The sequence below is a fragment of the Pseudomonas sp. KU43P genome (assembly GCF_033095865.1).
Taxonomy (GTDB): domain Bacteria; phylum Pseudomonadota; class Gammaproteobacteria; order Pseudomonadales; family Pseudomonadaceae; genus Aquipseudomonas.
In genome coordinates this window covers 3188273-3207026 of the sequence record NZ_AP019365.1, presented here as the reverse complement: position 1 = coordinate 3207026, position 18754 = coordinate 3188273, and the positions used below count along the sequence as shown (strand labels likewise).

Here is an 18754-nt window from a genome sequence, read left to right as displayed (position 1 = left end):
TCCTTACTTTTGAGGGCCGGTCTTACGACAGGCTGGAAACGTAGTCTTCGAAACCGAACTCGCGCACCAGTTCGACGCTGCCGTCGAGCTGCTTGACCGCGATGGACGGCATCTTCAAACCGTTGAACCAGTTTTTCTTGACCATGGTGTAGCCCGCCGTATCGATGAACGACAGGCGATCGCCGATGGCCAGCGGACGATCGAACTGGTACTCGCCGAAGATGTCACCGGCCAGGCACGATTTGCCGCAGACCATGTAGGTGTGCTCGCCATCGTTGGGGGCCATCTTGGCGTTGAGGCGGTAGATCAGCAGGTCGAGCAGGTGCGCTTCGATCGAGCTGTCGACCACGGCCAGGTGCTTGCCGTTGTACAGGGTGTCGAGCACGGTCACTTCCAGCGAGGCGCTGTTGGTGATGGCGGCTTCGCCTGGCTCCAGGTAGACCTGCACGCCGTATTTTTCCGAGAAGGCTTTCAGGCGCGCGCAGAACGCATCGACGGCATAGTCCTCGCCGGTGAAATGGATGCCGCCACCGAGGCTGACCCACTGGACCTTGTGCAGCAGGTGGCCGAAGCGCTCTTCGATGTGCGTGAGCATCTTGTCGAACAGGCCGAAGTCACCGTTCTCGCAGTTGTTGTGGAACATGAAGCCGGAAATCTGCTCGATGACCTTTTCGATCTTTTCCGGGTCCCACTCGCCCAGGCGGCTGAACGGGCGTGCCGGGTCGGCCAGCAGGTAGTCGGAGCTGCTCACCTGCGGGTTGACGCGCAGGCCGCGGACCTTGCCTTCGGACTGTTCGGCAAAGCGCTGCAACTGGCCGATCGAGTTGAAGATGATCTTGTCGCAGTTCTCGAGCATTTCCTCGACCTCGTCGTCGGCCCAGGCCACGCTGTAGGCGTGGGTCTCGCCGGCGAACTTCTGGCGGCCGAGCTTGAGCTCGTAGAGCGACGAAGAGGTGGTGCCGTCCATGTACTGCTGCATCAGGTCGAAGACCGACCAGGTGGCGAAGCACTTGAGGGCGAGCAGGGCCTTGGCACCGGAGTGTTCGCGCACGTAGGCGATCTTCTCCATGTTGGCCAGCAGCTTGGTTTTATCGATGAGGTAGTACGGCGTCTTGATCATTTAAAGGCCCCCGGCAAGGCCGGCCAAAAAAAGGACACGCATTGTGCCTTCACTTGCTGCATATCGAAAGAGTGAGATAAGCATTTCGTCGCGGTTGTTACTGTTGGGGCGGGTTTTTCCAAAGATGCAGGGCACATTGGAACAGTCCTGTGTGAACATCCTAATCATCAGCTATGCAAGCCAATGAGTTTCCGATGAGCAGCCATTACAGAACAGGCCGATACAGGAGCAGAACATGAGGGTAGGGGTCATCTCTGATACCCACGGTTTGATGCGCCCCGAGGCGATCGATGCGCTGAAGGGGTGCGAGTTGATCGTGCATGCCGGTGATATCGGTAAATCCGCGATCGTCGAGGCGCTCGAAGCTTTGGCGCCCGTGCAGATCGTGCGTGGCAACAATGACCTGAAGCTGCCCTGGGCCGCGCACTTGCCCGATCGACTGCGCTTCGAGATGGGTGGGTGGCAGGCACTGCTGGTGCACGATATCGCTGATGTGCCTGACGTGTTGGATGAGGGGGTGCAGGTGGTTATCACGGGGCATTCGCACAAGCCGCTGATCGACTGGCGGGAAGGGCGGCTGTTCCTGAATCCTGGCAGCGCCGGGCCGCGGCGGTTCAAGTTGCCGGTAACGGTGGCGGTGATGGAAGTCGAAGGGAAATCGCTGGTGCCGCGGATCGTTCAATTGCTTGAGTGACAGTAGCGGCTTTATCGCCGGCAAGCCGGCTGCCACGGGACTGTCAGTTTTTTTGTGTTCGGGCCGGTAATGGCCTGCCGTTAGGCAGGCCCGATTTTCACCACGTCGGCCTGATGAACCGATCCCCGTACAGAATCGCGAATTGATTCATCGCACTTTTCCAATCATGCGCCGCCGAGCCCCAGTTTGCCGTGATGTTCCGCAGCCCCAGCCAGATCAGCTTGGTGGCTGCTTCATCGTTCGGGAAATGCCCCCGAGTTTTAATGATTTTGCGTAGCTGGGCGTTGATGCTCTCAATAGCGTTGGTGGTGTAGATCACTTTGCGGATGGCAGGTGGGAAGACAAAGAAGGGAATCACTCGATCCCAGGCGCGTCTCCAGGCTGCCACGACCGTTGGATACTGTTTGCCCCAGGGTCCGTTTTCAAACTCATCCAATGCCTGCTCAGCCGCTTCTGCATTGATGGCCTGGTAAATCGGTTTCAACGCCTTGGCCAGTGCCCGGCGCTTGTCCCAAGCCACGTAGTCGAGGCTGTTGCGGATCAGGTGCACGATGCACGTCTGCAGCGTCGTTTCTGGAAACACGGCGCTGAGAGCCTCTGGCATGCCTTTGAGGCCATCGGTCACGGCAATCAGCACATCCTCGACACCACGCGTCTTGAGATCGTTAAAAACCTTCATCCAGAACTTCGCACCCTCGGTGTTCTCGATCCAGATGCCTAAGATATCGCGCGTCCCGTCGGGTAGAACGCCCAAAGCCAGGTAAATGGCCTTGTTGCGCACCAGGCCTTCTTCGCGAATTTTCACCCGCAGCGCATCAAAGAAAATGACCGGGTACATCGGCTCCAATGGCCGCTGTTGCCACGCGCCAATCTCTTCCATGACCTCGTCTGTCACAGAGCTGATGAAATCGGGCGAAACGTCGGTTCCATACTGCTCGGACAGAAACGCTCGGATCTCTCTGACCGTCATGCCACGGGCGTACATGGCGATGATCTTGTCATCGAAACCGGTGTACCGCCGTTCGTGCTTAGGGATCAGAATGGGCGCAAAACTGCCGTCTCGATCACGAGGAATTTCCAGCCGCAGCGGGCCATCGCCGGTCAAAACCGTCTTGCCACTCTTGCCGTTACGCTGGTTGGTTTCATCCTCTGGGCGCTGCGCGCCCGGCGGATAACCCAGGTGGTGACCAAGCTCGGCATGCAGAGCACGCTCGATCAAGGCCTTTTTGAACGCCGCAGAGGCATCCTCGATAGCTTCTGCGGTCATCAGGCCCTCACCGAACTGCTCCAGCAGCTCTTTGGGGATTTTGGGCAGGTCACGCAGGGGTTTCTTTTTGGTTGGCATACATGCACCTCTTACTCATGTTATGCCCGAACACAAAATTTCTGACACCCTCGCTGCCACAGCGCTGCCACTGCTCCTGGAGGCAATGGCGCACCTGTGGGAGCCGGCTTGCCGGCGATAAGACCAGTCAAATCAGCATCAGTCGACGAGCTTCAACCAATCCTGAATCTGCCCAAGCGTCGCCGTAGCCCCCCCACAAACCACCACCAGCACATTCTGGTAATCGCTCAACGCCTCGGCTTGGTAAGCCACCGCCAGCGCCGCCCCACAGGCCGGCTCCACCAGTACTCGATGGTCGCCCAGGAATTGCTCGCACGCCTCCAGCGCCGCGCGATCACTCACCAGCACACTGTGCACTGGATGCTCCCGCACGCACACCAGCGCCTGGTCGGCCACCCGCTTGGCGCCCAGGGAGGTTGCCACCGAAGCGATACGCTCCAGCTCCACCGAATGGCCGGCCTGCATCGCAGCGTGTAACGAAGCCGCCCCGTCGGTCTCCACTGCCAGCACCGGCACATCGCCCCAGCCGTTGCGCTGGAGCCCTTCGACCACGCCACTGAGCAGGCCGCCACCACCGACCGACAGCACCACCGCATCGGGCTTGTACCCGGCAGCGGCAAGTTCATCGACCAGGCTGGCATGCCCCGTCCACAGCAAGGGGTCGTCGAACGGGTGGATGAAGGCATCATTCGGCCCGACCAGGGTTTGTGCCAGCGCGTTGGCCTCCTGCCAGGAGCTGCCATGCACCACCACCTTGGCGTCTTCCTGGTGCAACAGCTCCTTGGCCCGCTCGGTGGTGGTCTCGGGCACTACTACCGTTACCGGAACGCCCAGTTTGCGAGCGGCATAGGCCACCGCCAGGCCTGCATTGCCTCCGGACGAGGACACGAAGTGGCGCGCGCCACGTGCGTGGTGAACTTCGCAGGCATGGCCCACGCCGCGCAGCTTGAACGAGCCACAGGGCTGCAGGGCGTCGAGTTTGAGCCAGACCGCACGGCCGGCGGCCAGCGACAGCGGACGGGACTCGATCAGGGGGGTGTGGATGTGCAGGGTCATCAGGGAGCTCCACGACGCTTCATTCGGTATGAGCAGAGAGGGCCAATGCTCGAGGTAGGGCTCAATGGTAGCGTGTGACGCCGGGTGTATGTCGTTGAATTTGGGAAGGGTTGCAATCGAGCGCCGCTTTTGCGGCGCATCGCCGGCAAGCTGAACTGGCCTAATGATTTTGGACACCTTCTTAGGGCGCTATGATGGCGCCCAATTGGAGGCAAAATCAGTGCGAAAGTCATACTCGAAAGAACAGAAAGTCCGGGCTGCCGAGATGGTGCTGGACGGTGGCCAGTCAGTCCCCGAAGTCTGCGAAATGCTTGAGATTGGGCCTACAGCCCTGCGGCGTTGGGTCGAACAGGTGCGCAAGGAGCGGGAGGGCCAGGTGCCAGCTGGAGCCAAGGCCATTACCCCGGATCAACATCGAATCCAAGAGCTTGAGGCACTGGTTCGGCAGAAAGATCGAGATATCGAAATCCTAAAAAAGGCCAGTGCTCTCCTGCTTCGGGACTCCAAAGATCGTTCTCGCTGATCAACGAACTGAGTGAGCAATATGGTGTTGTCGAATGCTGTCGCGTGCTTGGGGTCAAGCGCAGCAGTTTCTATGCGTGGCGCCAGCGCCAAGCCCGAAAAAATCCTGAACGGGATCAGTTACGCTCGGCTGTGGAAGGCCACTTCAAAGCCTCTCGCGATTCGGCCGGGTCGCGGACGCTAACCCAGGAGTTACGACGCGACGGCCATAAGATTGGGCGTTACAAAGTACGTGCGCTGATGCGTGAAGCTAACCTTAAGTGCAGGCAGCGTAGGCCGCACCGGTACCGCTCATCAGGCGTGGAAGCATTGATTGCTGAGAATCAGCTGAAGCGAAATTTCAAAGTTTCGACGATCAACGAGGTTTGGTGTGGAGACGTGACGTACATCCAGGTTGGCAAGCGCTGGCTGTACTTGGCCGCTGTGATCGACCTTTATGCGCGCCGTGTAGTCGGCTGGGCATTTTCGATGATTGCGGACGCCAGGCTGGCCTGTAACGCACTGCACATGGCGGCCGAGTCCCGTGGCAAACCGACAGGCGTGATGTTTCATTCCGACCAGGGATGTCAGTACACCAGCCACAAATTCAGGGCTGCACTTGAAGAGTACAGCCTGAACCAGAGCATGAGTCATCGCGGACAGTGCTGGGACAACGCCGCCATGGAGCGTTTCTTCGGGGCCCTGAAATCAGAGTGGATCCCTGCTAAGGGCTATGAAACCGAAGAGCAAGCTCGGGCGGACATCCAGGCTTACTTGGTGCGCTACAACCTGAAGCGCCTCCACAGCTACAACGGTTACGAAACCCCGGTAGCCATGGAGAAAAAGCTGAAGGCAGCGGCATAAAACCTAAACCGGTGTCCAAAATTAGTTGACCAGTTCAAGCCCGCTCCCACAGGCACAGCGCAGGCTTCAGGTTCTGTAGCAATCCTGTGGGAGCCGGCTTGCCGGCGATGCGCCGCGCGGGCGGCGCTCGATCTTCGCAACAACGCCAATCGCTAGTGAACGATCACCCCAACGCAGGCGTACGCGGCGGGATCATGCGACGCGAACCGGTCGATTCGAACGCGGCAGCGAAGCTCAGCAGGTTGTTGTCGCTGTAGGCGCGCCCGGCAAAAGTCAGCCCCACCGGCATGCCGATGTCGGCCATGACACCCATCGGTACGGTCACGGTCGGCACGCCCAGGTGGCGGATGGCGAGGTTGCCGTTGGCTACCCAGATGCCGTTGCTCCAGGCGATGTCCGCCGATTCCGGGTTCACGTCGGCATCGGCCGGGCCCACGTCGGCCACGGTCGGGAACAGCACCGCGTCCAGGCCCAGGTTGTCCATCCAGTCTTCCAGGTCGAGCTTGCGGGTCTTTTCCAGGCCGCGCAGGCCGTCCGGCAGGGTTTCGATCTGGTCCCAGGTCTTCAGGCCGCGCTTGGCCATGTTGACGTATTCGTCCATGCCGGCGGCAAGGTCGTCCTCACGGTTGGGCAGGGTGCCCGGGTCGTGGGGGAAGATCTGCGGGCCGTCGACATCGGCCAGGCGGTTGAGCTTGGGGTCGTCGTTGGCACGCAGGAAATCGTCGAACGCCCACCCGGACAGTTCCCACAGTTCGTCATGCAGGAACTCCTTGCTGACGATCCCGCGGTTGTACACGGTAGGTGCGCCCGGGCGGTCGCCTTCGCAATTGGAGACCAGCGGGAAGTCCACTTCGATGACTTCGGCGCCGGCCGCTTCCAGGGCCTGGCGAGCCTGTTGCCACAGGTCGATGACGGTGGCACGGGTGTTGATGCGCTGGCCGGTCGGGCCACCGATGCCCGGTTTTTCCGAGGTGCCGGCCTCTGGGTCGGCATTGATGTACATGCGCGGTACGCCGAAACGCTTGCCCTTGAGCGAGCTGGCGTCGACCGCCAGGTCCAGGTAGGACGCCGGGCGCACCGTCGAGGCAGCCGGGATCGGTACCCAAGGTTGCAGGCGCCACAGGTCGCCACGGGTGTCGGCGTCGTCGGCCACAACCACGTCGAGGATTTCCAGCAGGTCGGCCATGGTGCGGGCGTAGGGCACCACCACGTCCATGGTCGGCGTCAGCGGCCAGTTGCCGCGCACCGAGATCACGCCCCGCGACGGGGTGTAGGCGCACAGGCCGTTGTTCGAGGCAGGGCCGCGGCCACTGGACCAGGTTTCCTCGGCAAGGCCAAAAGCGCTGAAACTGGCGGCGGTGGCGGTACCGGCACCGTTGGAGGAGCCCGAGGCGAACGGCGCGGTCAGGTAGTTGGCGTTGTACGGGCTTTCAGCGCGGCCGTAGACGCCACGCTGCATACCGCCGTTGGCCATTGGGGGCATGTTGGTCTTGCCCAGGCACACGGCGCCGGCGGCGCGCAGGCGCTCGATGGTGAAGGCGTCGCGCTGCGCGACCAGGTCCTTGAAGGCCGGGCTGCCGGAAGCGGCGGTCAGGCCTTTGACCAGGTAGCTGTCCTTGGCGGTGTAGGGGATGCCATCCAGCGGGCTCAACAGCTGGCCCTTGGCGCGGCGGGCGTCGGAAGCCTCGGCTTCTTTCAGCGCTTCTGGGTTGCGCACTACCACGGCGTTCAGGGCAGTGGCGGTAGCGGCTCCATCGTAGGCGTCGATACGCGCCAGGTAGGCCTTGACCAGCTCGACCGCCGTCGTGCGGCCTGCTTCGAGCGCGTCGCGCAGCTCGGCAATGGAAACCTCGGTTACCTCGATCATGCTTTCACCAAAAATTGTGCAGGTGGGGGCTTTTGCGAGGAGTGTACAAGAAGGCGCTTGGGGAAGGAGGTTTGCGCGGCAGAAATGGTTTTTTGCAAGCGGGCACTGTTGGCCCCGCGAAGGGGCCGCCTGGCGGCCCCGAAACACTCAGTCCAGGTCCGTCGCGGCATGCCGCTCGGCTACCTGGCTATCTTCATCGCCCCAGGTGCGGTTGACCCGCGTGCCGCGCTGCACGGCGGGCCGCTGGGCGATTTCTTCGGCCCAGCGCTGCACCTGCGGGTATTCGTGCACGGCCAGGAATTCCGCTGCGCCATACAGGTTGCCCCGCACCAGTTGGCCGTACCAGGGCCACACGGCAATATCGGCGATGCTGTATTCGTCGCCTCCAAGGTAGCGGCTTTGCGTAAGCCGGCGCTCCAATACATCCAGCTGGCGCTTGGCTTCCATGGTGAAGCGGTTGATGGCGTACTCGAACTTCTCCGGCGCATACACATAGAAGTGGCCGAACCCGCCGCCCAGGTAAGGCGCCGCGCCCATCTGCCAGAACAGCCAGTTCAGGCTCTCGGTGCGTGCGGCTGGGGCCTTGGGCAGGAACTCGCCGAACTTCTCGGCCAGGTACAGCAGGATAGAGCCCGATTCGAACACCCGAACCGGCGGCTCGACACTGCGGTCGAGCAGGGCCGGGATCTTCGAGTTGGGGTTCACCTGCACGAAGCCGCTGGAGAACTGGTCGCCTTCGCCAATGCGAATCAGCCAGGCATCGTATTCGGCGCCTTCGTGGCCAAGCGCGAGCAGCTCCTCCAGCAGAATGGTCACCTTGACGCCGTTGGGTGTGGCCAGGGAGTACAACTGCAAGGGGTGCTTGCCCACCGGCAGATCCTTGTCGTGGGTCGGGCCGGCGATCGGGCGGTTGATACTGGCGAACTGGCCGCCGGAAGCTGCTTCGTTGCGCCACACCTTGGGCGGGACGTAGGGGGGCTTGCTCATGCACGAACTCCTTGAATGGCGTGATGCAGACACGTACAGACGTTGACCTGCATCTATGCCACGGGTTCGCAGCGAAGCGCAATTGCATTGTGGGAACAATCACCTTGCACTAAACGCAAAGGTTTGCCCCGATCTCTGTGGGAGCCGGCTTGCCGGCGATGAGCCGGGGGAGACAGACTTGCATTGCCTGCCTGGCCCCTATCGCCGGCAAGCCGGCTCCTACAGGTACACCCCCCGCGTGCAGCGCTGTGGTCAAGCCACCGGTATGGTCGGGTCTGCCGCTGCCAGGGCCGCTGCCCGGTCGTTGGCCGCCGGTGGGTAGATCCACACCGAATTGATCTGCGACTTCAGCACTTTGGCTTCAGCCTTGTCGGTCGGTGGCGACACGGTGCGCTCCCAGCCCTCGGTATACACCGCCCCCCAGGCACCCAGGTCGAGGCAGGTCACGTACTTGGGCTGGCTGTAGGTCATCGGTGCCACGCCGATCAGTTCGGCTACTGCATTGTTCCCTGCATACCGGCCCAGTGGAATGGCATGCTGGCAGGACATGACCGCATGGTTGCCTGCGTCATCGCACGCCGCGTACGCCACATCACCTGCCGCATAGACCGCATCGTTGCCTATGACCTTGAGGTTGCCATCCACATGCAGACGGCCCTGGCGATCGCGTTCGCCGCTGATTTGCTCGGTCAGCGGGTTGGCCTTGAAGCCCACGGTCCATACCACCGTGCTTGCTTCGATGCGCAGGCCGTTGTCCAGCAGCACGCCGTCGGGGTCTACCGATGCCACGGTGGCACCGCAGATCCATTGGATACCGAGTGCCTCGCAGGCCTGTTCGATGGCCGGGCGAATCCCGTCGCCCAGCGCTGCGCCGATTTTTACGCCGCGGTCGACCACCACCACGCGCAGCTGTGCCTGCTCACCCAGAATGTTGCGCAAGCGCGACGGCAGCTCGGTGGCGGTTTCGATGCCGGTGAAGCCACCGCCTGCCACGACCACGGTGTTGCGTGCAGGCGTGTCGGGCAGGTTGGCCAGCGCCTTGAGGTGGGCCTCCAGGCGTGCGGCACTGTCGATCTTATCGACATCGAAAACGTGCTCGATACCGACCATGTCCGGCCGGTTGAGAACGCTGCCGCAGGCCATGATCAGGCGGTCATAGCCCAGTTCGCACTCGGTGCCGCTGCGGGTGCGGTAGCGCACGCGTTTGTCGTCTTCATCGATTCGGAACGCGGTGCCTTGCACGAAGCGCACGTTCACCGTCTCGAACAGCGCCTCTAACGGGGCGGCCATGGTGTGTACTTCCGGTTCGTAGAAACGCGGCCGCACGTGCAGCTCGGCTTGCGGAGCGAGTAGCGTCACCTCGACATCCGTGCGGCCATGCAGGTCCAGCTGGCGGGCAGCGCTGAGGGCGCTCCACAGGCCTGCGAAGCCTGCGCCAATGATCAGGATATTTTTCATCGTTGTGCTCCTGGAGGGTCCGGATAAACAAGGTAGTCCGTGTTTGCAGGCAACGATGTTACGGGCGAGGAGGGAACACGCCCTAGGCCAAAGAACCCTGAATTTCGGCCAGCGGCACGCTGCGGGCGAAGCGCGCGCGGTAGTCGCGCGGGGTGATGGCCAGGTGGCGCTGGAAGGCCAGGCGCATGCGCTCTTCGCTGCCGAAACCGCACTGTCGGGCAACCTGCTCGATGTGGCTGTCGGTGTTTTCCAGTTGGCGCCGGGCCGCTTCCAGGCGAAATACCTCGATGGCCTTGGCTGGGGTGCGCCCGGTCTTGAGCTTGTACACGCGGGTGAAGTTGCGCAGGCTCATGTGCGCCTGCTCGGCCAGGCGCTCGACGGTCAGTTGCGGGTCGTCAAGGTGGTCGTTGAGCCACAGGTGCAAGGCATCGAATTCGGCGCACGCCTGGCCCTGCAGCTTGAGCAGTTCACTGAACTGGGCCTGGCCGCCGGGGCGCTTGAGGAACACCACCAGTTCGCGCGCCACCTGCATCGCCACGTCCCGGCCGCAGTCCAGCTCGACCAGTGCCAGGGCCATGTCGATGCCGGCACTCACGCCTGCGGACGTCCATACCGCCCCTTGCTGGACGAAGATCGATTCGTGGTCCACCCGCACGGCCGGAAAGTCCCGGCGCAGCACCTCGCACATCGCCCAGTGGGTAGCGGCGCGGCGTCCGTCGAGCAAGCCGGCGCTGGCCAGCAGGAAGGTGCCGCTGCACACCGACGCGGTGCGCCTGGCGTGCAGGCTGGCGCGGCGCAGCCAGGCTACCAGCGGGCCATGGTCGGGAAGGGCGCGGATGATGTCGGGGGCGCCAGGCACGATCAGCGTGTCGACGGCCTGGGCCATCACGTCATCCAGGCGTTCGGTGGCCACCGTCAGGCCCTCGGCAGTAGCTTGCAAGCCTCCGTCAAGGCTGGCCGTGTGCAAGCGGTAGCCTGGCAGGCCGCGCTCGGCCATGGCCTTGGTGGCAGCCCAGAACACGGTTTGCGCGCCGCTGAGGTCGAGCAGGCCCATGTCTGGATAGGCGACGAACACCACCACCCGTAGCTGGTCGACGGGCAGGAGTGGCGGATCGAGCTGGCCGGCGATATCGGTCATGGCGGCGTTGCGCTTCAGAACGTGGGCGGGGTGATGACCCAGACTACCACGGCGTCCACCTCGCCTGGGTTGCCATAGCGGTGCGGCTCCTGGCTGGAGAAGCTGAAGCTGTCGCCTTCGCTCAATTGGAAATAACGATCGCCCACCCACAACTCGAAACTGCCCGAAAGCAGGTAGCCGGCTTCCTCGCCTTCGTGGCTGTAGCTCTGCTGGCTGTAGGTGCCGGGCGGGAAGCGCGAGTGCAGCATCTCTAGCTGGCGGTTGGGCTGCGGGGTCAGCAACTGGTCGACGATGCCATCTTCATAGTGCACGCTCAGCCGGCTGTTGCGTCGCACCACATAGCCCTGGTCTTCGGGGGCGGTGGTGGCTTCGCTGGCGAAGAACCACTGGATGGTCACGCCCAGGCTGCGGGCGATGTTGAACAGCGCTGGAATCGACGGGTACGACAGGTTGCGCTCGAGCTGGCTGATGTAGCCTGCGGTCAGTTCGCTCTGCGCCGCCAGCTCCGCCAGGGTCATGCCCCGGCGCTTGCGCAGGCCGCGGATGCGGGTGCCAAGAAACTGCGGCGCGGCGCCGCCATCTTCGGCGGCGGGCGGGGTCTGGGGGAGCTGGCTCATGCGCGTCGGTCCATCGGGAAAGCGGCAGTATGTACAGCCTCAGACGGACCAGGCAACAGTCAGGCCATCATGGATCGCCTCCTCGGCCGTGCGTGGCGCCAGGCAGTCGCCAATGCGCCGTACCTCGACCAGGCCGGCCAGCTCCTCGGCCAGGGTGTCCTGTGGCTGATGGCCCAGGCACAGCACCAGGGTATCGATGTTGTCGAAGATCATCGGTTCGCCGCTTGCAGTGTGCTGCAGGTACACGGTGTTGTCGTCGCAGCCGTACAGGCGGGCATAGGGCGTGATGGGAATGCCCAGGCGATGCAGTTCGCCGGCCAGGTGGTCACGCACATACAGTGGCAGGCTTTCTCCGCAATGGGTGCCATTGACCGCCAATTGCACCTGATGGCCGTCGCGCACCAGGCGTTCGGCGATACCCGGGCCGATCCAGTCGCTGCGCCAGTCCAGCACCAGCACCGAGCGCCCGGGTGTCACTTCATTGCGCAGCACTTGCCAGGCATCCACCACCTGAAGTTCACCGCTGCGTTCGAAGGCAGGCCAGTAGGGGGTTGCGCCGGTGGCGGCAATCACCAGGTCGGGGCGCTCACGTTCGATCAGGGCACGGTCGACTCGTGTGTTACGTACCACACGTACACCTGCCAGTTGCATTTCGCGTTGCAGGTTGGTACTGGCACCGCCGAACTCGGCGCGCCGCGGCAGCAGTTGTGCAAGCAGCACCTGGCCACCGAGCTGCGCACTGGCTTCATATAGCGTCACTTCATGCCCACGCGCAGCCGCTACTGCCGCCGCTTTCATGCCGGCAGGGCCACCGCCAGCCACCAGGATGCGCTTGCGCGTGGCGGCAGGTTCCAGCGTGCCGTACTGCAGCTCGCGGCCGGTTTCCGGGTGCTGGATGCAGGAGATCGGCAGGCCCCGGTGGAAATGGCCGATGCAGGCTTGGTTGCAGGCGATGCAGGCGCGAACGTCCTCGACGTTGCCTTGCTCGGTCTTGCTTGGCATATCCGGGTCGCAGATCAGTGCGCGGGTCATGCCGCACACATCGGCCTGGCCACGGGCCAGGATCAGTTCCGCTTCCTGTGGCTGGTTGATGCGCCCAGTGACGAACAGCGGGATGGCCAGGCGCTGCTTGAAAGTGCCGGCCTCGCGGGCCAGGTAGGCCGGCGCGATGGCCATCGGCGGCACGATGTGCACGGCGCCGCCGAGCGAGGCCGAGGTGCCGGCGACGATGTGCAGGTAGTCCAGCTGGCCTTGCAGCGCTTCGGCGGCGGCCAGCGATTCATCCTCGCTGAGGCCGTCGGTGTCGCGTTCGTCGGCACTGATGCGCAGGCCGACGATGAAGTCTTCGTCGGTAGCTGCGCGTACGGCCTGCAGCACCTCGCGCAGGAAACGCAGGCGTTGTTCCAGGCCGCCGTTGTAGCCGTCGCTGCGCAGGTTGACCCGCGGGTTGAGGAACTGCGCCGGCAGGTAGCCATGGCTGGCCACCACCTCGACGCCATCCAGCCCCGCCTGATACAGGCGGCGGGCGGCATCGGCATAGCCTTGGACGATCTCGTCGATCATTACCTGGTCCAGGGCCCGTGGCATCACGCGAAACCGCTCGTTGGGCACTGCCGAGGCCGAGTAGGCGACCGCCAGCAGCCCATCGGCCGACTCCATGATTTCCCTTCCCGGGTGGAACAGCTGCGACAGCACCACCGTGCCGTGGGCATGGCAGGCCTCGGCCAGGCGCCGGTAGCCGTCAATGCAGGCATCGTCGGTGGCCATCAGTACATGGGAGGTGTAGCGGGCGCTGTCGTGCACCCCTGCGACCTGCAGCACGATCAACCCTGCACCGCCTGCGGCGCGAGCGCTCTGGTAGGCGATGAGCTTGTCGTTGACCAGGTTGTCGGTGGGCAGGCAGGTATCGTGGCCGGTGGACATGATGCGGTTCTTCAGGCGCTTGCCGCGAATCTGCAAGGGCTCGAACAGGTGAGCGAAGGCGGTCGACATGCGGTGCGGCTCCGGTGTTGTTCTTGTTTTGATCATGAAAGTGTAGCTGCAGTAAAAAATCAACTTGTTTTTTTACTGGCTCCCGACTAGCTTTTTTCTCACCCACGGCAGTGGGCATGACCTCACAACAACAAGAAAACGGGCCCTTCGGGCACCGGCAGGAGGCAATTCGATGCAGGCATTTCCTCGCAGTACCGGCCTTTGCGCAGCGCTGTTGGCTATTGGCCTTGGCAATGCGCAAGCGGCGCCGCAGATGGTCGTGGTTGGCTATGGCGGCGCCGGTCAGAAAGCCCAGGATGTGGCGATCTTCCAGCCTTTTAGCGCCCAGGACGGCAGCCAGTTGATTCAGAGCGAGTACAACGGCGAGATGGCGCGCATTCAGGTCATGGCCGATACCGGTAATGTCGACTGGGACGTGGTGCAGATCGAAGGGCCGGACCTGGCCCGCGGCTGCGACGAGGGCATCTACGAGCACCTCGACTGGCAGCGACTGGGGCACGCCGCCGAACTGATCCCGGACGCTGCGCAGGCGTGTGGCTCGGCGGCGCTGGTGTGGAGCGTGGCGATCGCCTACGACCGCAACAAGCTGGCCGAGGCGCCCGACTCCTGGGCCGACTTCTGGGACGTGAAGAAATACCCGGGCAAACGCGGCCTGCGCAAGCGCGCGGTATACAACCTGGAGTTCGCCCTGCTGGCCGACGGCGTCAAGGTCGACGACGTGTACAAGGTGCTGTCGACCCCGGCCGGGGTAGAGCGGGCCTTCGCCAAGCTCAGCGAACTCAAGCCCTATATCCAGTGGTGGGATGCCGGCGCACAACCGGCCCAATGGCTGGCCGCCGGTGACGTGGTGATGACCTCGACCTACAGCGGCCGTATCGCTGTCGCCGCCCAGCAGGGCAGCCCGCTGGCGGTGGTGTGGCCGGGCAGTTTGTACGGCATGGATTACTGGGCCATCATCAAGGGCTCGAAACATGTCGACCAGGCCAAGCGGCTGATCAGCTACGCCAACCAGCCCGATACCCAGGTGCGCTATGTCGAGCAGATTCCCTATGGGCCGACCAACACCCAGGCGGCAGCGAAGCTTGACCCGGCATTGGCCAGCTGGGTGCCGACCTCGCCACAGAACCTGCAGGGCGCCTTGGCGATGAACGTCGACTTCTGGGTCGACCATGGTGAGGAGCTCGAGCAGCGTTTCAACGCCTGGGCCAGCAAATGAGTGAAGGATGACCGACCATGACCACCTCTGAACGATCGTTGCGCGAGCAATTGGCCGCCTGCTACCGGCTGATCGCCCACTTTCGCATGACCGACCTGATCTTCACCCACATCTCGGTGCGCCTGCCGGGGCCAGAGCATCATTTCCTGATCAACCCCTATGGTTTGTTGTTCGACAAGATCACCGCGTCGAGCCTGGTCAAGATCGACTTGCAGGGCAGGCCGGTGGAGCCAACGCCGCACCCGGTCAACCCGGCCGGCTTCGTCATCCACAGCGCCATCCATGCCGCCCGCGAGGATGCCCAATGCGTGCTGCACACCCACACCCGTGCCGGTTGTGCGGTGGCGGCGCTGGAGTGCGGGCTGTTGCCGGTCAACCAGATCTCCATGGAGTTCTACAACAAGGTGGCCTACCACGCCTATGAAGGCATTGCCCTGGACATGGACGAGCAGCAGCGGCTGGTGGCCGACCTGGGCGACAAGCCGGTGATGATCCTGCGTAACCACGGCCTGCTCACCACCGGTCGCACGGTGGCCGAAGCGTTTCTGCGCATGTACTACCTGGAGAAAGCCTGCGAGATCCAGCTGGCAGCACAGAGCGCCGGGCAATTGGTGCTGCCGTTGCCCCAGGTGTGTGCGCACACCGAGCGGCAGTTCAATGAACCGGCGAGGGGGTTGAAGCAAGGGGAATTGACCGACCCGGATGCCCTGCAACTGGCCTGGGCGGCGTTGTTGCGGATGCTGGACAGAACAGCACCGGATTACCGCAACTGATTCCAGTACCGGCACCAAGCTTGTTGGTGTACTTGTGGGAGCCGGCAAGCCGGCTCCCACAGAGATTGCGCTGGCCAGCAAGCCCCCGCCCGGGTTCAACGCACCTCAGGCACGATCATGCGGGCCGGAGCCTCGGCGGCACGGTGCCGGGCCACCCAGTAGTAGAGCAGGCTGGGCACTACCAGGCCGATCAGCCACGACACATCCACCCCACCCAGGTGCGCGACCATCGGGCCGGTGTATAACTTGGTATCGATGAACGGCATCTGCACCAGTACACCGATGGTGTACACGGCAATACCCGGCCAGTTCCAGCGGCCGTAGCGGCCCTCGGGGTCGGCCAGGGCTGGCACGTCATAGCGTTCCTTGGTGATGAAGTAGTAATCCACCAGGTTGACCGCGCTCCAGGGCACGAAGAACGTCAGCAGGAACAGGATGAACGACTTGAAGGCGCTGAGGAACGAGTGCTGGCCGAGCAGCGCCACCAGGGTTGCGGCGCCGACGATCAGCAGCACGAACAGCAGGCGCTGGGCACGGCTGATCGCCAGGTTGCCACGGAAGCCGCTGATGATGGTGGCGATGCACATGAAGCTGCCGTAGGAGTTCAGCGTGGAAATGGTCACCTTGCCGAAGGCGATGCTGAAATACAGCAGGGCCGCCGTGGTGCCGGCGCCGCCCAGGCCGACGATATACGCCACCTCGCGACCGGAAAACTCACCACCGGCGATGGCGGCGGCAAACACGCCAAGGATCATCGAGGCCTGCGCGCCGATCACCGAGCCCAGCCCGGCGGCGAGGAAGGTCTTGACCGGCGAGGTACTGCTCGGCAGGTAGCGCGAATAATCGGCGACATAGGGCCCGAAGGCGATCTGCCAGGACGCCGCCAGCGACACCGCCAGCAGGAACGATGCCCAGGTGAAATGGCGGTTGTCGAGCAACTGGCCGATGTCGGCAATCATCAGGATACGGCTGAACAGGTAGATGAAGGCAATGATGCCCAGCACGCTGGCGACCCGGCCGATCCAGTGGATTACTCGGTAGCCGGCCAGGGTGGCAAGCACGATCACCGCCGCAAAGATGAGAATGCCGGTGCTGTCGCTGACGCTGAGCAACTGGCCGATGGCCTGGCCCGACAGGACCGTGCCGGTGGCGGTGAAACCAAGGTACATCAGGCACACCAGCACCATCGGGATGGCCGCGCCATAGACCCCGAACTGCACGCGGCTGGAGATCATCTGCGGCAAGCCCAGGCGTGGGCCCTGGGCGGCGTGCAGGGCCATGACCGCGCCACCAATCAATTGCCCCAGCAGCAGGCCGATCAGCGACCAGAACACATCGCCGCCGAGCACCACGGCCAAGGCGCCGGTGACGATCGCGGTGATTTGCAGGTTGGCGCCTAACCACAGGGTGAACTGACTGTACACCTTGCCATGGCGTTCGGCCTCGGGGATGTAATCGATCGAACGCCGTTCGAGCACGGATTTGCTGGACATTTGGGGCTCCACTTCATTGTTTTTGTGTCGGGGAGGGGCCACGGGCGGCACGTCGCATGCGCGGCCTGGCTCTGATATGAGCATGTCTATACAAGTAGGGTCAAGTGAAGCTTGCACGGCATAACAGCCGCACTGTTACGCCAGGCTCGACGGTAACTGTGCCGGTCCATGGTTGCAGGATGGCCGTATGCTGTAACGAAATATGTCTAGAACGCTTGTAGAAGGAAGCCGCAATGCCACTGAAGGACTTGCTGATCGCCCTGGTGGTCATCGTTGCCTGGGGTATCAATTTCGTGGTCATCAAGGTCGGCCTTGATGGCCTGCCACCAATGCTGCTCGGGGCATTGCGCTTTCTGCTGGTTGCCTTCCCGGCGATTCTGCTGGTCAAGCGGCCGAAGCTGCCGTGGCGCTGGCTGATCGCCTATGGCGCGACCATTTCGCTGGGCCAGTTCGCGTTCCTGTTCCAGGCGATGTACAGCGGCATGCCGCCGGGCCTGGCTTCGCTGGTGCTGCAGTCGCAGGCGTTCTTCACACTAGGCTTCGCTGCGCTGTTTCTTGGCGAGCGCCTGCGTCTGGCAAGCTTGCTGGGCCTGTTGGTGGCCGCCAGCGGCCTGGCGCTGATCGGCAGCGAAGACAGCGGCCATGTGCCGATGGTCGCGTTGCTGCTGACCCTGTGCGCAGGGGCCATGTGGGGCATGGGCAATATCATCACCCGCCGCTTCGGTTCGGTGGACTTGGTGGCGCTGGTGATCTGGGGCGGGCTGGTGCCACCGTTGCCGTTCCTGGCCTTGTCCTGGTGGCTGGAAGGCCCGGAGCGTATCAGCCATGCGTTGCTCAACATCGGCTGGAGTTCGGTGCTGGCTTTGGGTTACCTGGCGTTCGTCGCCACCATGCTGGGCTACAGCCTATGGAGCACACTGCTGTCGCGTCATCCCGCGGGCAAGGTCGCGCCATTCTCGTTGTTGGTGCCGGTGATTGGCCTGAGTTCTTCGGCCTGGTTGCTGGGCGAGCGTCTGACTGCAGTGCAGGGTTGGGGGGCGCTGCTGGTGATGCTCGGCTTGCTGGTCAATGTGTTCGGGCCAAAGCTGGGGCAACGGTTGCGGGCTGCCAGCGCGCAGTGACTGGCGTTTTGCTGGCGACCGCCAGGCGAGCAGGGCTTTGTTAGACTGGCGTCTTTTGCCAGGCTAACGGAGCTCCCCATGATCATTTCCACCACCAGCCAGCTCGAAGGCCGCCCGATTGCCGAATACCTCGGCGTAGTCAGTTCCGAATCGGTGCAGGGCATCAACTTCGTGCGCGATTTCTTCACACGCTTTCGCGACTTCTTCGGTGGGCGTTCGCAGACCCTGGAAAGCGCGCTGCGCGAGGCTCGCGAGCAGGCCACCGAGGAATTGAAGGCACGGGCACGGCAGTTGCACGCCGATGCCGTGGTCGGTGTCGACTTCGAAATCAGCATGCCTTCGGTACAAGGCGGCATGGTCGTGGTGTTCGCCACCGGCACTGCGGTGCGCCTGAAGTAGGCAATGTGCCACTGGTCGGGTGCCGGTTTGTTCGGCCAAGCAGTCTGCAAATGACCGGCTAGTCTCACTTTCACAGGCAGCGTTTTTCCAGGCATTCCTTGTTCTTGCCGGCG

Annotated in this window: 17 protein-coding genes; 7 read left to right on the top strand and 10 right to left on the bottom strand. The window is 63.1% G+C overall.

The window, feature by feature from the left end:
- Nucleotides 1–22: 22 nt before the first annotated feature.
- Entirely contained in the window at nt 23–1120 is a 1098-nt protein-coding gene (gene nspC / locus KU43P_RS14580) for a carboxynorspermidine decarboxylase (RefSeq protein ID WP_317658075.1), read from the bottom strand.
- A gap of 235 nt (nt 1121–1355) precedes the next feature.
- On the opposite strand from nspC, the gene KU43P_RS14575 reads away from it, so the two are divergent.
- Nucleotides 1356–1814, top strand: a complete 459-nt coding sequence (locus KU43P_RS14575; protein WP_317658074.1) for a metallophosphoesterase family protein — start codon at nt 1356–1358, stop codon at nt 1812–1814.
- 97 nt (nt 1815–1911) lie between these two features.
- On the opposite strand, the gene KU43P_RS14570 is transcribed toward KU43P_RS14575, so the two are convergent.
- Nucleotides 1912–3159: an IS256 family transposase gene (locus tag KU43P_RS14570; protein ID WP_317658073.1), complete on the bottom strand. Its 1248-nt coding sequence runs from the start codon at nt 3157–3159 to the stop codon at nt 1912–1914.
- Nucleotides 3160–3297: 138 nt separating this feature from the next.
- The gene (locus KU43P_RS14565; protein WP_317658072.1) at nt 3298–4215 is read right to left on the bottom strand and encodes a pyridoxal-phosphate dependent enzyme; all 918 of its coding nucleotides are present in this window, start codon (nt 4213–4215) and stop codon (nt 3298–3300) included.
- 163 nt (nt 4216–4378) lie between these two features.
- Here KU43P_RS14565 and KU43P_RS14560 point away from each other — a divergent pair, with 163 nt between their 5' ends.
- A complete protein-coding gene (locus KU43P_RS14560; protein ID WP_317658071.1) occupies nt 4379–4738 on the top strand; it encodes a transposase in 360 nt (119 codons plus the stop codon).
- Entirely contained in the window at nt 4735–5580 is an 846-nt protein-coding gene (locus KU43P_RS14555) for an IS3 family transposase (protein WP_317663767.1), read from the top strand. Before KU43P_RS14560 ends, KU43P_RS14555 begins: the two co-directional genes overlap by 4 nt.
- A gap of 163 nt (nt 5581–5743) precedes the next feature.
- Here the strand turns inward: KU43P_RS14555 and KU43P_RS14550 are convergent, their stop codons facing one another.
- The 6 genes from KU43P_RS14550 to KU43P_RS14525 all read right to left on the bottom strand — a co-directional run bounded on the left by KU43P_RS14550 (nt 5744) and on the right by KU43P_RS14525 (nt 13639).
- On the bottom strand, nt 5744–7447 hold the full coding sequence (locus KU43P_RS14550; protein WP_317658070.1) for an amidase: 1704 nt from the start codon (nt 7445–7447) through the stop codon (nt 5744–5746).
- A 147-nt stretch (nt 7448–7594) separates the two neighbouring features.
- A complete protein-coding gene (gene yghU, locus KU43P_RS14545; RefSeq protein WP_317658069.1) occupies nt 7595–8434 on the bottom strand; it encodes a glutathione-dependent disulfide-bond oxidoreductase in 840 nt (279 codons plus the stop codon).
- A 252-nt stretch (nt 8435–8686) separates the two neighbouring features.
- Nucleotides 8687–9892 carry an NAD(P)/FAD-dependent oxidoreductase gene (locus KU43P_RS14540; RefSeq protein ID WP_317658068.1) on the bottom strand — a complete coding sequence of 402 codons (1206 nt, stop codon included), beginning with the start codon at nt 9890–9892 and terminating at the stop codon, nt 8687–8689.
- 82 nt (nt 9893–9974) lie between these two features.
- Nucleotides 9975–11030 carry a GlxA family transcriptional regulator gene (locus KU43P_RS14535; protein WP_317658067.1) on the bottom strand — a complete coding sequence of 352 codons (1056 nt, stop codon included), beginning with the start codon at nt 11028–11030 and terminating at the stop codon, nt 9975–9977.
- A 14-nt stretch (nt 11031–11044) separates the two neighbouring features.
- Complete coding sequence (locus KU43P_RS14530; RefSeq protein ID WP_317658066.1) at nt 11045–11647, bottom strand: cupin domain-containing protein; 603 nt, start codon at nt 11645–11647, stop codon at nt 11045–11047.
- A gap of 39 nt (nt 11648–11686) precedes the next feature.
- Nucleotides 11687–13639, bottom strand: coding sequence for an FAD-dependent oxidoreductase (locus KU43P_RS14525; RefSeq protein ID WP_317658065.1), 1953 nt, complete (start codon nt 13637–13639; stop codon nt 11687–11689).
- Between the two features lie 172 nt (nt 13640–13811).
- On the opposite strand from KU43P_RS14525, the gene KU43P_RS14520 reads away from it, so the two are divergent.
- Together KU43P_RS14520 and KU43P_RS14515 are read left to right on the top strand one after the other, a co-directional pair.
- Nucleotides 13812–14855, top strand: coding sequence for an ABC transporter substrate-binding protein (locus KU43P_RS14520; protein ID WP_317658064.1), 1044 nt, complete (start codon nt 13812–13814; stop codon nt 14853–14855).
- Between the two features lie 17 nt (nt 14856–14872).
- A complete protein-coding gene (locus KU43P_RS14515; RefSeq protein ID WP_317658063.1) occupies nt 14873–15628 on the top strand; it encodes a class II aldolase/adducin family protein in 756 nt (251 codons plus the stop codon).
- 95 nt (nt 15629–15723) lie between these two features.
- Here the strand turns inward: KU43P_RS14515 and KU43P_RS14510 are convergent, their stop codons facing one another.
- The gene (locus KU43P_RS14510) at nt 15724–17121 is read right to left on the bottom strand and encodes a purine-cytosine permease family protein (RefSeq protein ID WP_317658062.1); all 1398 of its coding nucleotides are present in this window, start codon (nt 17119–17121) and stop codon (nt 15724–15726) included.
- Nucleotides 17122–17354: 233 nt separating this feature from the next.
- On the opposite strand from KU43P_RS14510, the gene KU43P_RS14505 reads away from it, so the two are divergent.
- Both KU43P_RS14505 and KU43P_RS14500 read left to right on the top strand, forming a co-directional pair.
- Nucleotides 17355–18242, top strand: a complete 888-nt coding sequence (locus tag KU43P_RS14505; RefSeq protein WP_317658061.1) for an EamA family transporter — start codon at nt 17355–17357, stop codon at nt 18240–18242.
- Nucleotides 18243–18320: 78 nt separating this feature from the next.
- Nucleotides 18321–18641 carry a YbjQ family protein gene (locus KU43P_RS14500; RefSeq protein WP_317658060.1) on the top strand — a complete coding sequence of 107 codons (321 nt, stop codon included), beginning with the start codon at nt 18321–18323 and terminating at the stop codon, nt 18639–18641.
- Nucleotides 18642–18754 lie beyond the last annotated feature (113 nt).